Source organism: Desulfosporosinus paludis, from assembly GCF_045689965.1.
In the GTDB taxonomy this organism is placed as follows: domain Bacteria; phylum Bacillota; class Desulfitobacteriia; order Desulfitobacteriales; family Desulfitobacteriaceae; genus Desulfosporosinus; species Desulfosporosinus paludis.
Map to the genome: position 1 here is coordinate 4004951 of NZ_CP144211.1, position 15128 is coordinate 4020078.

Here is a 15128-nt window from a genome sequence, read left to right on the forward strand (position 1 = left end):
GTCGCGGGCATCAGCCTAGTTTTCTTTGCGTTTTAATCATTTTGTAATTATTTTTAAGAATTTTGTAATAAATCAGCGATCTAAAAAGTGTATTGTAAATGTATCATAATTTAGGTTTTCAAAATATCGAGAGAATGCGACAAAAAAAGGAAGTTTTGCACAATTAAGGACGCTGAGAAAATTACCGTTAAGATGCCCAGATGGATTACAATAAAAGAGCAGACATATGTGTAGGTCTTGAAATGTCGAATAAATGGAGTGATCCAATGAACGGGAAAAAGCCAAAAATTCTGGTCGTTGAAGATGAGGAATCGATCAGGCGCTTTATAACTCTTAATCTAAATGCAGCTGGATATCAGGTAGGAGAAGCCGCGACCGGAGAGGAAGCCCTCTCTATGCTAAAAGCATTTGTTCCAGAGGTTGTTGTGCTCGATCTTATGTTGCCTGGTATTAGTGGCTTGGAAGTTTGCCAAAAAGTGCGTGAATCCGTGCCGGAAACATTGGTGATTATGTTAACTGCAAGGGGTCAGGACACCGATAAAATTTTAGGCCTAGAGCTTGGCGCAGACGATTATATGGTTAAGCCATTTAATCCTTTTGAATTAATTGCTCGAATTAAGGCAGTGCTTCGGCGTAGAGTTGTACCCAAGGAAACAAAACGAGTACTTAACTGCAGAGAACTGAGTTTAGATATTACCTCCAATAAATTTTTTAAAGCCGACTTTGAGATTGAGTTAACACCCACCGAATTTGCTTTGTTGAAAGTATTTATGGAGAACCCAGAGAGGGCACTTAAACGAAACGAGATGTTAAATGCTGTCTGGGGGGAAGATTATTTTGGAGATACAAAAACGTTGGACGTGCATATTAGGCGCTTGCGTGAAAAAATTGAAGATAACCCATCTCAACCCAAATATATCAAAACTGTTTGGGGTTCAGGATACCGATGGCAGCAGGAGCCATAAGATGAAAGGGATTAGAGGAAGACTGACAGTCAATTTTATGATCGTGATCATTATCACCGTCACGATCCTTGAAGTATTGCTTATCTATATCGTTCAACAAAATTACTATGGGAGTTTAGAAGGCAGCCTCACCAACCAGATTAGGATATCTGCCGATTTGTACGCTCGGTATTTCTCGAACACCTCCCTGCAGGAAAACGTCCTCTATAATGTTGATGCTTTTTGGAATCAAAGTAACGCTGAAGTAGAGATCGTTGATAAGGAAGGCAACATTGTGATGGACTCACTTGGCGTGATTCCAATGGAAGATCCAGCCATTAATGACGTCAAGGATGCTTTGAACGGCAAAATGGGGAAATGGGTTGGCATTTTAAAAGACCAAAAAGTCATGGCGGTTGCTTATCCTTTAAAATCTAATAATGATATTGTAGGGGCTTTACGCTTCATTACTTCTTTGAAGTTTGTTGATCAGGATATTCAAAATACGGCGTATATCTTTATCTCAATTGGTTTGCTGGTAATTTTAGTCGTCGGGCTTATAAGTGTCTTTCTGGCTAATACGATTATCGTACCTTTAAAAGAAGTTACGAAAACAGCCGAAGAGATGGCTGCGGGGAATTTCCAATCGAGAAGCAAGAAAACCCATGAAGACGAGATCGGAAAGCTTTCGGACACCTTAAATTATATGGCCGATGAAATCGTGAAAAAAGACCAGTTAAAAAACGATTTTATTTCATCAGTGTCACATGAGCTGCGCACTCCGCTTACATCGATAATGGGTTGGGCGATTACTTTACAAAACGAAAAATTTCAACAGAAAGATATGCTTAAAGACGGCCTTAGTATCATCGCCAAAGAGAGTGAGCGCTTAACTCATATGGTTGAAGAACTTCTGGATTTTTCCAAATTTATCTCTGGAAGAATCATCCTTCAGAATGAAGAAATTAATTTAGCGAATCTTATTAACTATATTCACAAACAGTTAACTCCGCGGGCGGTAAGGGAGAATATTAATTTCACCGTTAGGTACCCGGATGCTTTTCCTTATTTTAATGCAGATCCCAACCGGCTTAAGCAGCTGTTTATCAATGTTTTGGACAATGCCTTTAATTTTACGCCTGCCGGCGGCTGGATTGCTATTAGTATCGAGACTGAAAAAGAAGAATTTATTGTCACAATTTCAGATAGCGGATGTGGAATAAGAGCCGATGAACTGCCGATGGTCAAAGAAAAATTCTATAAGGGGAAAAGCTCACATTCAAAAAATGGGATCGGACTATCCATTTGCGAGGAGATTGTAAACTTAATGGGTGGTAAGCTGGAGATTAATAGCGTACTTAATCAAGGGACAAACGTTGTTATTACCCTGCCTACAGGGGAGAGTTTCGATGGCTAAACTATGTAAACTTATGCTAGTCTCACTTTCAATCCTTTTGCTCGGGGGCTGCGCCAATCTTTCATGGACGACAGCTGGTAAGATTATTCCGCCAGCTAATAATGTTTGTCCTTTGGAAGGAAAATGGACGGTGATTCAGGACCTGCATTCCAGCGGACATTCCGGAGAGGGAAATCAACAATGGGTCGGTGATGCAGCTCAATTTACCTCGGAAGCTGCCCTCCTTGGTGATTATATATGGAACAGTCCAACATATAAAATTAAAAAAGTAAATTCGACGGATTATTTGTTGACCAAATACCTTTCGCTCTCAAGTACCTTAGTGCCAACGAATCAAGACGTTGATGTTATCACTGTATCTTCAGCAGAAAACTTCCTGGGAGAATTCATGAAAATCAACGATTCAAAGATTATAGCTTTTGTCCAAAATGATGTGCTGCTCCTTCAAAAAGTTTCTGAACAGGCGGACCATTTTTCAGATGATATAAACCCTAATGTTTTGGATATCAAGAACCAAGGCAGGGCAGGAACGTCCGGCGTCTTGTTAGGGTTGAAAGTGCGGGAAAAAGATAAGGTTGCGTATCAGACGTTATGGTTGGCAGCGGACAACAAACAACTTCACCAGGTTTTAATATGCAATAATATTTTTTTTCCGCGCAGCAGTGGATTTTGGGAGCTACAGGTACACAATCTGCTGAGCGGAGCGGAAGAAGATGATGAATTATCTGCTCACGATGTAACTACTAAGATTTCAAAACTTCAATCGAGAGGCTTGGAGGAAAATCAACTAAAAGCTCAAACAGGGACTCATAAGAGAATCATCGATTATGTAGGGAATGATTATGTAGCTATTGAAAACGATATCAATGGTATTAATCAACTACAGGTCTTGCCGGTAGATAAAATCTCGGCACAGGCGGGAATCAAGGCCTCGGACCTGTTAGAGGACAGTGGTTTTAGTGCCTATAACAAATCTAGGGTCTTAGCACGCCGGGCATTAAGCAATGAAGGATTTACACCGATTGATGAAGATAATTTTGAGGAGAATTTTGGAATCACTCGTAAGAATGGGCATTGGTATCTTCAGGGAAGAATTAATTATTTAAACGAAGGTACCGCCAACTATATGGATTATAACGTCAATTTGATTCCACCCACTAAACTGATTTATTATGACACCTTATGTCTTAACTGGCAAAACATTATTGACAGAGTACCGGATGCACTGGATGCTTTTACTTCACCGAATCGGGATATCGCTCTGGTTATTACGAAAACGAGACTGTATGTTTATGGTATTAGTACTGATCAATTAGATAGCGAGCCTTTGCTTAAACTTGAAATGAAGGATGGAGAGACTGCTATTATGGCGGAATGGGCTACTGGGTCTTATGTCGATAACTGGGAGAAAGCGTTCCTCGCTTATGGTGCCAAAGTTATGTCCGGCAGTAAATCGTGATTGTCATTTTCAGGATGACTTATTAATGGGACAATGATAGTTCAACAATTAAATCAGAGGGAGGGTGTTCCGATGAGCTTTAACTTTTTTGTAACAGCTTCTTTATTTTCAATATTAGGGTATGGGCTATGCTATATTACCGCAGCCCATAAAAAGGAGACAATCAACAAAAATGGGGTTCAGGAATAAAAAAAACAACCCACATATCATGTTGAATGATAGGGGGCTGACATATGATATCTAATCTTATTATAAGAAGGAAAAAGATTATTAAGTCATATTATTTTTGGGCAAATTACGTTCAGCTAATTCAATAGCCATCTTCACCATATTTCCACAGTCTCTTGAAGAAACCCCTCCAAAACCTTCCTGATGAAGGGTCCCAGCAAAACCTAATTCTTGAGCGATCTGTTCTTTAAGTTCATAAGACATGATGCTATTTCGATTACGTCGTCTTGACATGTGGAATCCTCCCTTCGAGTGGTAGTTTCTTTCAACAATTCTGTTTTGATGAAAGTAATCTTAGTATATGTTTTTTAAAAAAAGCTATGTAACTAAAACTTTAATGTTCTGGGAAAATCGGGAAAAAGATATTTTCGAGTAAGTTTTTTGAACCGTCCTGATTGAACAGAACGTTGGCTTTTAAGTAGAAAAAAGATATAATGTGAGAAAAAATAACAACTGGAGTGAATGTTTTGCCATTATTATTTGGAACGGCTGGTGTCCCCTTATCTTCAGCCGATCGATCCAGTGAAGGCGGAGTTCGCCGAATTCATGAGCTAAAGCTCGATGCCATGGAGCTAGAATTTGTACAAGGAGTGAGGATGGGAGAAGAGAAAGCAAGAAAAGTTGGCGCTGTGGCTAAGGAGGAAGGGATAGCTTTAAGCTGTCATGGCCCTTATTATATTAATCTCAATTCTCGTGAACCGGAAAAGATTGCTGCAAGTCGTGATCGAATTATTCATACTGCGCGCATTTCTAAACTACTCGGTGTCCGGAGTGTTATTTTTCATCCGGCCTTCAATCATGAGGATTCTTCAGATGTAGTCTTAGCCAGAGTTGTTAGGGAACTTACGATTACCCGTGAGATTCTCGATGCGGAAGGAAATGATGTAATACTCCGCCCAGAAACGACGGGAAAAGGGACTCAATTTGGAGATTTGGAGCAAACCATTCGAATTGCTCAGGAAGTCCCAGGAGTATTGCCTTGCATTGATTTTAGTCATCTTCATGCCCGGACAAATGGTCGGTTTAATTCTTATGATGAGTTTTGCCAAATTCTTTTCGTAACGGCCAACAGACTGGGAGACCGTTGGGTGAAAAATGTGCATTTCCATATTTCGGGCATTGAATATGGTGCAAAGGGCGAGAAACGACATCTTGTTCTTAAAGAATCTGACCTAAAATTTGAAGAGCTTATGAAAGCTTGTCATTCTTTCGGGGTAGAAGGGTTAGCGATTTGTGAAAGTCCTAACTTAGAGGAGGACGCCTTACTTTTACAACAGACCTATCAATCGGTGGGCTGAACGGAAATCAGAGCCCCTGTTTGGGGGTAAGGAAGAGGGGAAAGAGTTTGGTGAATTATGCTGCGGCGCATCAGGTGGCTTTGGAAAAATTTCGAGCCTGTTCTTTAGAAGATGTGGCTCGTTGCTCAGGGTTTCCTATTGAGGGTAATACAATTTTTATTAATTTTTTAGGTGGACATTACTACGTAGATTATCCTGGCGGAAATTTCCGGTCAGCAACATCAAAGGATGAATTGCCCGTTTTTACTCAGATATTAATTCTTCATTACTTAATAAATCTTACAGAAACTGCTGAAACGGGACAACTAATTTCTTTTAAAGAACTACCTGGAGGAAGCATCTACATTCAGCCGTTTACCCATCGGGCGATTGATCCACTCGTGCGGAGTTTTGGCTCAGACTTAAATAGGCTACTCGAAGCAGCTGCTCGTCTGGGGGGACTGTCGAATGGACTCGGAGATGTGGGGGTTACTGTTAGGATTTTCCCTCGTGTTCCGGTAACATTGATATTATGGAGAGCTGATGATGAGTTCCCGGCTTCTGGAAACATCTTGTTTGACTCTTCAGCTTCTTCGATTTTACCCACTGAGGACTATGCTGTCTTAGCGAGTGTCGTTGTCGGGGCGCTTAAACGCGTTGGCAGTTCAGATTTATAAGGAAAGTGTCTTGTCGAATGATTATTTGCAAATAGCAAAAACACTATCTAACTTTGTTCATACAATGAGCAGAGTTTTTTTATTTTAATACTCAGTTCTCTAAGATTATGATTGCATTAATCCATCCTTTGCGGTTCACACTAAGTCGAGGAGGTGTTTAAAATGCATACATTATGGAAAGGTTCCATTAGTTTCGGCTTAGTAAATGTTCCAGTGAAAATGCACGCGGCAACGGAGTCACAAGAGTTTAAATTTAATTATCTGCATAAAGAATGTCAACAGCGGATTCGATCGATTAAAAAATGCCCTCATTGTGATCAAGAAGTGGATATGGCTGATTTAGTGAAAGGATATGAATACGAAAAGGATCGCTATGTAATTCTTGAGGACGAGGACCTTGCTTCTCTGGAACAACCCATGAGCCGCTCGATTGATATTCTGGATTTTATTAATTTAAACGAGATTGATCCCATATATTATGAAAAATCGTATTATCTCTCCCCTGAAGAGGCTGCCCAAAAGGCCTATCGCCTGCTGAGTAAAGCTATGGAGGAAAGCGGAAAGGTAGCCTTAGCTCGTATCACGATGCGTTCTAAACAGCATTTAGCGTGTCTGAGAGTCTTTGAGGATGGACTAGTTCTGGAAACTATGCATTACCCAAAGGAAATACGCCATATGGATTTAGTCTGGGATCGAATTGTGCCAACGGAAACTGAATTGACTATGGCTCGCCAATTAATTGATAATTTGGCGCATCCCTTTGAACCGGAAAAATACCGCGATGAGCTACATGAACAAATGGCGGAGATGATTGAAAGCAAAGTGGCAGGGGAAAGCTTTAAAGTGGAAGCTCCTGCAAAAGGCGGTCAAGTGGTTGATTTGATGGAAGCTCTGCGGGCTAGTATTGCGATAACCGAACAGGAAAAAGGGAAAATAGAACCTAAGAAATCAACGTTTGACCTTAATGAGAATGAGAGTGAGGCCGATTCCGATCAACTTCAAGAAGACAAGCCTAAATCTACGTTAACTCCAAGGAAACGAGCCTCCCGACGCGCGAAGGGAGCATAACCAACAGTACCTCTTAAATACACAAATGGGCCATATCTCCACACCTCTGCTTTGGGACGAAGTTGTACAAGGAGTAGATCCTAATGATTTTCATTTGCGTTCGTTTCAAGATCGACTAAAAAAGTCGGAGAGCTTAGCGTAATTATGAATAATAATAACAATTTCTCGCCAATCCTGCATTATTTTACCTGAAACAATTAAATTCAACATAATTTTATGCAGGAGATATGTTCTTAAGTCCCGAAAAGGTGGGCAAAGGGGGGGCTTGGCATGGAACATGACAAGGAGAAACTGTTTCGGGCGGCATTCCATACGATAAAAGGAGTAGGAAGTCAGCATTTGCGGCAACTCATTGCTTTCTTTGGAAGTGCAGTTCAAGCCTGGGAAGCTGCCCAAAGCGCTTATTCTCCAATAAGGCCTCAGGGAAAATGGATTAGTGAAGTTCTAAGGAGCAGAAAAACGATCGACCCTTATAAGATAGGAGCGGATCTTCAAGATCAGGGAATCAAGTTGATCACTCCCCGTGAACCCAATTATCCCCCTCTGTTAATTGAGTTGGCAGATGCTCCTCCTCTACTTTATTATCGTGGCAGCCTTAAAGGTAGTATTGAGGTTTTGGCAATTGTTGGATCAAGACAAGCAACCTCTTATGGTAAAGCTTCGGCACGTATGTTAGCCCGAGAGGCAGCATTACAAGGAATGGTTGTCGCCAGCGGACTAGCCCGGGGAATTGATACGGCAGCCCATCAAGGAGCCCTTGAGGGCGGAGGAGTTACCTGGGCCTTTTTGGGATGCGGTCTTGATCAGATTTATCCTCGGGAGAATAGTCGCCTGGCTGAACAAATTATTGAAAAAGGTGCAGTCATTAGTGAGTTCCCCCAGGCACTCCGCCTCTGGCTGCGAACTTTCCGGCGCGTAATCGTTTGATCAGTGGGTGTTCGCAAGGAGTTGTCGTTGTTGAAGCTGCGGAAAAAAGTGGAGCAATGATAACCGTAGACTTTGCCTTAGAGCAAGGGCGGGAAGTTTTTGCAGTCCCTGGGCCGATCTTTAGTCCACAAAGTCGGGGTCCCCACGGCTTGTTGCGGCAAGGCGCCAAAATTGCTGCTGGGTTTGAAGACATCTGGAATGAATTACCGCTTGGTTCTAAGCAAAAGTACAGGCTATTTTCTGACAATCAACCGTCGCCCCGAACCCAACTTCTCGAGAACAATGATCATACGTTAGTTCTTCAACAATTAAGCGATGTTCCTCTTCATATTGATCAACTTGCTGTGCACTCGACCTTGTCCGTAGCTGCCTTGTCACTAGCTTTATTGGAATTGCAATTAGGGGGAAAAATCAAACAATTGCCAGGACAACATTACATATTGGCAAGAGAGTGCTAGACATACGAGGAAAAAGGCGTTAAGATAGGCATTAGTTTTACCCGCATTAAACGATATGCTTAGAAGAATCCAATTTGGAGATAAGTTCCGCTGATTATCGAGGGGTTCATCTGTCAAAGATACAATATAAAAGTTTTGGCGGCGATAATCAAGCGGATGGAAAGAATAAGAGAAATTGAAATAATCAAAGTATTAGTAATTCGAAACGGTCACAGAGATCTGAATAGGATTTTTTAAGTTTGTTTTGAGGTGAAATTATGTCGAAAACGCTTGTAATTGTAGAATCTCCGGCCAAGGCTAAATCGATCAGCAAATTTTTAGGAAATCGTTACACCGTAAAAGCTTCCATGGGGCATTTGCGCGATTTACCTAAAAGCCAGTTGGGAGTGGATCTGGAGCATGACTTTGAACCTAAATATATTGCTATCCGGGGACGAGGAGATTTGATTAAAGATTTGCGTACGGCGGCAAAAGGAGCAGATAAAGTCTTCTTGGCTTCTGACCCCGACCGTGAAGGAGAAGCGATTGCTTGGCATCTTTCCTATCTTCTGGGGCTAGATCAGGGCGACCAAAATCGAATTGAATTCCATGAGATTACCAAATCTGCGATTCAGGCGGCAATTAAGCATCCGCGTGAACTTGATATGAATCGCGTAGATGCCCAGCAAGCCCGTCGAGTTTTAGATAGATTAGTTGGCTACCAGTTAAGTCCGTTGCTCTGGAGAAAAATCAAGAAGGGTTTGAGTGCCGGCAGAGTTCAATCCGTGGCGGTAAGACTTATTGATGATCGTGAAGAGCAGATTCGGTCTTTCGTATCAGAAGAATACTGGAGCTTAACGGCTAACCTTGAGTCTCAAGGCGGCAGATTTGAAGCCAAACTACTGAAAAAAACAGGGCAAAAGGTATCCATTTCCTCGAAAGCAGAAATGGAAATGGTCTTAAACGATATTCAGGGGAAAGATTTTCAAGTTACAGATGTTCGTTCCAGAGAGAAGAAAAAACAGCCTGCACCTCCATTCACAACCAGCAGTTTGCAGCAAGAAGCTCATCGTAAATTAGGGTTTTCACCGAAGCGCACGATGATGTTAGCTCAGCAACTCTATGAGGGACTTGATTTAGGGAAAGAAGGTACTGTTGGTCTAATTACCTATATGCGTACTGATTCAGTAAAAGTAGCCGATGTCGCCCAAGCAGAGGCAAAGGAATGGATTGCAGCGCATTATGGCAATGACTATTATCCCCCAGAACCCCGTCAGTTTGCCAATAAAGGCCGGTCACAAGAAGCTCATGAGGCGATCCGTCCTACTGTGGCTTTGCGTACTCCAGATTTATTGAAAGGAATTTTAACCCGTGATCAATTGCGTTTATATCGCTTGATTTGGGAACGTTTTATTGCCAGTCAAATGAGCGTCGCTATTATGGATACCTTGACTGTTGACATTGGCGTGGGGGATGCTTTATTTCGGGCGAATACCTCGACCATCCGTTTTGCCGGATTTCTGGCAGTTTATGAGGAGGGCAAAGACGAGGGAGAACCTCTTGATGATGAGCAAAGCTCACTGACACTTTCAGTATCTCAAGGGGAAATGTTACAGTTGATTAAAATGCAGGAGAAGCAGCACTTTACGGAGCCTCCACCACGATATACTGAGGCTTCTCTGGTACGAAAATTAGAAGAGGAGGGCATTGGAAGGCCCAGCACCTACGCTCCAACTATAGAAACCATTCAAACCCGGGGTTATGTTGTAAAAGAAGAGAAGCAATTAATCCCCACAGAATTAGGGGACATTGTGATTTCCTTGCTTAAAGAACATTTCCCCGATATTGTAAATCTAGAGTTTACGGCGAATTTAGAAGGAAAGCTCGATCTTGTCGAGGAAGGCAATGTTCCTTGGAAATCTGTCATTAAAGAGTATTATCTTCCTTTCTCCGAGACGCTGGCCCTTGCCGAGGAGAGAATCGGCAAAGTTAAGATTGAGGATCAGGTTTCGGAAGAACTATGCGAGAATTGTGGGCAGAATATGGTCATTAAGATGGGGCGTTATGGTAAATTCTTGGCTTGCCCTGGTTTTCCTGAGTGTAGAAACACTAAACCACTCTTAGAGCAAGTGGGTTCTAATTGTCCTAAATGTGCCAACCCTCTTGTGATTCGCCGCTCTAAGAAGGGCCGCAAATTTTTTGGATGCAGTGCCTATCCAGAGTGTGATTTTGTGTCTTGGGAAATGCCGGCTCCGGAGCCTTGCCCTGAATGCCAGCAGATGATGGTCATAAAATCCTCCAAGCGTCAGAAAAAACATGTATGTACAAACCCAGAGTGCCGATTTACAAAGGTAATTGAAGAAGATTTGGGGTAAACTATCTTCTAACGGAATAGGAGAGACTATATATGCAGAATGTTACCGTTATCGGTGCGGGTCTTGCAGGTGCAGAAGCTGCTTGGCAACTGGCCAAACGCGGTGTGAACGTCGATTTATATGAGATGAGGCCCACTAAATTCACCCCTGCCCATCATACGGAATGGTTCGCGGAATTAGTTTGCAGCAATTCTCTGCGAGCAGCGGGGTTGGAGAATGCCGTAGGCTTATTAAAAGAAGAAATGCGGCGCTTAGATTCCTTAATTATGAGGGCGGCGGATCATACAATGGTGCCTGCCGGAGGAGCCTTGGCTGTAGACCGTAACTTATTTTCCGGTGAGATCACGCGACGGTTGGAGGAACATCCCAATGTTACGATCCATAGAGAAGAGGTACATTTCTTACCGGAAGATGGAATCACGATAGTAGCCAGCGGACCATTAACCTCGGAGGATTTAGCCAAGGATATTTTACGGATAACCGGCGAGGAAGCCCTTTCTTTTTATGATGCGGCGGCACCTATCGTAACCTATGAATCTATCGATTTAGATAAAGCCTTTTGGGCATCGAGGTATGATAAGGGTGAAGCGGATTATTTGAACTGTCCGTTGTCCAAGGAAGAGTATGAGGTTTTTTATCAAGCATTGACAAATGCTGAAACAGCTGAAATTCAGGGCTTTGAACAAGGCGATGTTTTTGAGGGATGCCTACCTATTGAAGTGATGGCTAAACGAGGAATCCAGACCTTAACCTTTGGGCCGCTCAAACCCGTGGGCTTACAGGATCCTCGAACAGGGAAAAAGCCTTTTGCGGTCGTTCAACTTCGTAAAGAGAATCAATCAGGAACCCTTTTTAATCTCGTCGGCTTTCAAACTCATTTAAAATGGGGTGAACAGAAACGAGTGTTTTCTTTAATCCCTGGCTTGGAACGAGCGGAGTTTGCCCGTTTTGGAGTGATGCATCGCAATACCTTTTTGAATGCTCCTAAAGTCCTTAAGGCGGATTTTAGTTTTGCCCGAAAACCATCACTTTTCTTCGCAGGACAAATGACAGGAGTGGAAGGGTATGTAGAATCGGCAGCAAGTGGTCTTCTAGCGGGCCTTAACGCTTGGCGGAGCCTTCATCAGATGGAACCACTCGTGTTCCCAACTGAGACAACGTTAGGGGGATTAGCCCGGCATTTGGAGGGCTCACCCAGTCAGAGTTTTCAGCCGATGAATATTAACTTTGGCCTTTTGCCGCCGTTGAATGAGAGAATACGAGATAAGCGGGAAAAGAACGCTAAGATTTCCCAACGTTCCTTAGAGGTTTTGACTGAATTCTGTTCACAAGAGAATTTAGGGAGGTAAGCAGAGTGCTAGCCGATGAGGCCTTAAGTTTATTCGCGGGTTATCAATATTCCCAAAACCGCTCAGAACATACCGTTGCGGCTTATCAAACCGACCTGGGGCAATTTTTTCGTTTTGCGGCTCAGGAGCTCGGTCAAGAACCCGAAACTCTTGAAGTCGATCAAATTGACGTTTATATTGTTCGAAGTTTTCTAGGGATATTGACGGACCATGGATTATCGCGCAAAAGTATGGCCCGTAAGCTTGCTGCACTTAGGTCCTTATTTAAGTTCTTATGTCGCAAGGAAATCCTCCTTCTCAATCCAATCCAGAGAATTGCTAGTCCGAAAGTGGGGAGAAAACTTCCGCATTTTCTCTATCTGGACCAAGTCGAGGGGTTGCTGAGGGCCTCGGATTGTACCCAACTCTTAGGTTCTCGAGATCAAGTGATCCTGGAACTTCTTTACGGCTCAGGTCTAAGAGTCAGCGAACTGGTCAGCTTAAACCGAGAGAGTCTGGATTTAGACAGTGGATTACTCAGAGTTCTGGGAAAAGGAAGCAAAGAAAGGGTAGTACCTATTACAAATTATGCTCGTCGAGCTATTGAAGGCTACCTCAAGATGCGTGTCGATGCCAATGAAGCTCTGTTATTAAATTATCAAGGAACTCGTTTGTCTGATCGATCAGTTCGACGCATTTTGGATAAACTAGTGACGAGAGTCTCTCTGGAACAGCATGTCAATCCACACATGCTTCGGCATTCTTTTGCCACCCATCTATTAGATGGGGGAGCAGACTTAAGAAGTGTTCAAGAGCTGCTAGGACATCAGAAATTGTCGTCAACCCAAATTTACACTCACTTAACTCGGGAACGTTTAAAAAATGTTTACGGGAAGGCGCATCCCAGAGCGAAAAGGGCAGCAAACCCCTGAGGATAGTGAATTTTCACAAAAAGTTATAAATTGTCTACAATTGAGCTTGACACGCAGAAAATGCCCTAGTAAACTGCATTAAGGAGGGGTTATCATTGTTTCATGCAACGACGATAGTCGCAGTGAAGAGAGGGGAACACGTAGCCATTGCGGGGGATGGACAAGTGACCTTTGGGCAGGCCACTGTGATGAAACATAAAGCCCGGAAAGTACGCCGCTTGTTTCATGGTAAGGTAATTACTGGATTCGCGGGATCTGTAGCGGATGCATTTACACTTTTTGATAAATTCGAACAAAAACTCGAAGAATATCATGGGAATTTGCAACGTGCTGCTGTTGAACTGGCCAAGGAATGGCGAACTGATAAGATGCTCAGGAATCTTGAAGCGCTGCTTCTGGTTGCAGATGCCCAAAATCTCTTGATTGTTTCAGGATCAGGTGAAGTGATTGAGCCTGACGACGGTGTTGCCGCCATTGGGTCCGGGGAAACTATGCTTTAGCTGCCGCTCGTGCCTTAGTTAAGCATACAAATCTATCACCCGTTGAAATTGTACGAGAAGCGATGCTTGTAGCTGCCGGGATTTGTGTTTACACCAATGATCAAATTAATGTTGAAGAGATATAGGAGGTGATACTATGGAAAGCTTGACTCCTCGTGAAATTGTCCGTGAGTTAGACTCATATATTGTGGGACAGGATGCAGGTAAGCGCGCCGTTGCTGTTGCTTTACGCAACCGTTATCGACGTTCTTGTTTGCCTGAACAACTCCAAGAAGATATTATCCCTAAAAACATCTTAATGATTGGACCTACAGGTGTAGGTAAAACAGAGATTGCTCGGCGGTTAGCTAAGCTTGTTCGCGCGCCTTTCATTAAGATCGAAGCAACAAAGTTCACTGAAGTCGGGTATGTAGGCCGGGACGTGGAGGCCATTATCCGAGACTTAGTCGAAATCGCCTTGCGCATGGTCAAGGCTGAGCGTGCCGATACCGTTCAAGCTCAGGCAGCGATCAATGCTGAGAGGCGCTTAATTGAGCTTTTAGTTCCTGTAAAACATTCCGAAAAATCCTCAGCAAATCCCTTTCAAATGTTGTTCGGACAGTCTTCGGAGTCTGAAAAGGAAGTTGATGTGACTCCTGAGATTGAGAAAGAGCGTTCACTGGTTGCCGACCGCTTACGGCGCGGGGAACTCGAAGAGAAAGTGATCGAGATTGCTGTTGAAGAGTCAGCCTCACTTACGGATATGTTAGGCAACAATATGATGGAAATGGGCCTTAATATTCAGGATATGGTTTCGGGAATGCTCCCTAAACGGCATAAGAAGAGGAAAGTAAGTGTCCGAGAAGCACGCAAGATCGTAATTCACGAAGAAACACAAAACCTGATTGATCATGATGAAGCAGTTCAAGAGGCTATTCGCAGAACAGAGCATGAGGGTATTGTATTCCTCGATGAGATAGACAAGATCGCCGGACGGGAAGGGGCGAGCGGTCCTGACGTATCGCGGGGAGGAGTGCAGCGTGATATTCTCCCTATTGTTGAAGGGTCGACTGTCGTTACAAAATATGGCCCTGTTAAAACAGATCACATTCTCTTCATAGCTGCAGGAGCCTTTCATCTCAGCAAGCCTTCCGATCTTATTCCGGAATTGCAGGGAAGATTTCCGATTCGGGTAGAATTGGAGTCTCTAAGCGTTGCAGATTTCAAACGCATTCTAACTGAACCCCAATCGTCGTTAATTAAGCAGTACAGCGCCTTGTTGGGGACAGAAGGGATAAAGGTGGATTTTACAGAGAATGCTATTGAAGAATTAGCTGAAGTGGCCTACAAAGTGAATTCTACCACTGAAAATATTGGCGCTCGGCGCCTTCATACGATTATCGAAAAAGTATTGGAGGAATTGTCCTTTGAAGCGTCAGAACTCCCCGAAGACTATACCGTGACCATTAATCGAGAATATGTTCAGCATCGTTTGGGTAATGTAATTCAAAATCAAGATTTGGCACGTTATATTTTGTAAATGTACAACATGAAGAAGGTTAAAGGAGGGTACCGAAACT

The 15128-nt window shown here is 43.0% G+C and carries 11 protein-coding genes and 2 pseudogenes; 12 read left to right on the top strand and 1 reads right to left on the bottom strand.

Going from position 1 to position 15128, the window contains the following annotated elements; genetic code table 11:
* Positions 1-266 precede the first annotated feature (266 nt).
* Genes VZF35_RS19890 through VZF35_RS19900 form a run of 3 tightly spaced genes read left to right on the top strand, consistent with a single transcriptional unit; the run spans position 267 to position 3820 of the window.
* Positions 267-965: a winged helix-turn-helix domain-containing protein gene (locus VZF35_RS19890; protein WP_407307754.1), complete on the top strand. Its 699-nt coding sequence runs from the start codon at positions 267-269 to the stop codon at positions 963-965.
* A 1-nt stretch (position 966) separates the two neighbouring features.
* Positions 967-2361 (top strand): ATP-binding protein, encoded by a 1395-nt coding sequence (locus tag VZF35_RS19895; protein WP_407307756.1) that lies wholly within the window; start codon positions 967-969, stop codon positions 2359-2361.
* Complete coding sequence (locus VZF35_RS19900; RefSeq protein WP_407307758.1) at positions 2354-3820, top strand: hypothetical protein; 1467 nt, start codon at positions 2354-2356, stop codon at positions 3818-3820. The genes VZF35_RS19895 and VZF35_RS19900 overlap by 8 nt, the downstream gene beginning before the upstream one ends.
* Before the next feature lie 270 nt (positions 3821-4090).
* Here the strand turns inward: VZF35_RS19900 and VZF35_RS19905 are convergent, their stop codons facing one another.
* Positions 4091-4282: a protein sspF gene (locus VZF35_RS19905; protein ID WP_407307760.1), complete on the bottom strand. Its 192-nt coding sequence runs from the start codon at positions 4280-4282 to the stop codon at positions 4091-4093.
* 233 nt (positions 4283-4515) lie between these two features.
* On the opposite strand from VZF35_RS19905, the gene VZF35_RS19910 reads away from it, so the two are divergent.
* The 9 genes and pseudogenes from VZF35_RS19910 to hslU all read left to right on the top strand — a co-directional run bounded on the left by VZF35_RS19910 (position 4516) and on the right by hslU (position 15088).
* Positions 4516-5346 carry a TIM barrel protein gene (locus VZF35_RS19910; protein ID WP_407307762.1) on the top strand — a complete coding sequence of 277 codons (831 nt, stop codon included), beginning with the start codon at positions 4516-4518 and terminating at the stop codon, positions 5344-5346.
* 50 nt (positions 5347-5396) lie between these two features.
* Positions 5397-6002, top strand: a complete 606-nt coding sequence (locus VZF35_RS19915) for a DUF3786 domain-containing protein (protein ID WP_407307765.1) — start codon at positions 5397-5399, stop codon at positions 6000-6002.
* Between the two features lie 162 nt (positions 6003-6164).
* Positions 6165-7070, top strand: a complete 906-nt coding sequence (locus VZF35_RS19920) for a Ku protein (protein ID WP_407307767.1) — start codon at positions 6165-6167, stop codon at positions 7068-7070.
* 270 nt (positions 7071-7340) lie between these two features.
* Positions 7341-8455: pseudogene (gene dprA / locus VZF35_RS19925) on the top strand (DNA-processing protein DprA).
* 257 nt (positions 8456-8712) lie between these two features.
* Positions 8713-10809, top strand: coding sequence for a type I DNA topoisomerase (gene topA / locus VZF35_RS19930; RefSeq protein WP_407307769.1), 2097 nt, complete (start codon positions 8713-8715; stop codon positions 10807-10809).
* Positions 10810-10841: 32 nt separating this feature from the next.
* Positions 10842-12158 (top strand): methylenetetrahydrofolate--tRNA-(uracil(54)-C(5))-methyltransferase (FADH(2)-oxidizing) TrmFO, encoded by a 1317-nt coding sequence (trmFO, locus tag VZF35_RS19935; protein ID WP_407307771.1) that lies wholly within the window; start codon positions 10842-10844, stop codon positions 12156-12158.
* A 5-nt stretch (positions 12159-12163) separates the two neighbouring features.
* Complete coding sequence (gene xerA, locus VZF35_RS19940) at positions 12164-13069, top strand: site-specific tyrosine recombinase/integron integrase (protein WP_407307773.1); 906 nt, start codon at positions 12164-12166, stop codon at positions 13067-13069.
* A 95-nt stretch (positions 13070-13164) separates the two neighbouring features.
* A pseudogene (hslV, locus tag VZF35_RS19945) lies at positions 13165-13694 on the top strand (ATP-dependent protease subunit HslV).
* Between the two features lie 11 nt (positions 13695-13705).
* A complete protein-coding gene (gene hslU / locus VZF35_RS19950) occupies positions 13706-15088 on the top strand; it encodes an ATP-dependent protease ATPase subunit HslU (protein WP_407307775.1) in 1383 nt (460 codons plus the stop codon).
* The last annotated feature ends 40 nt before the right edge of the window (positions 15089-15128 follow it).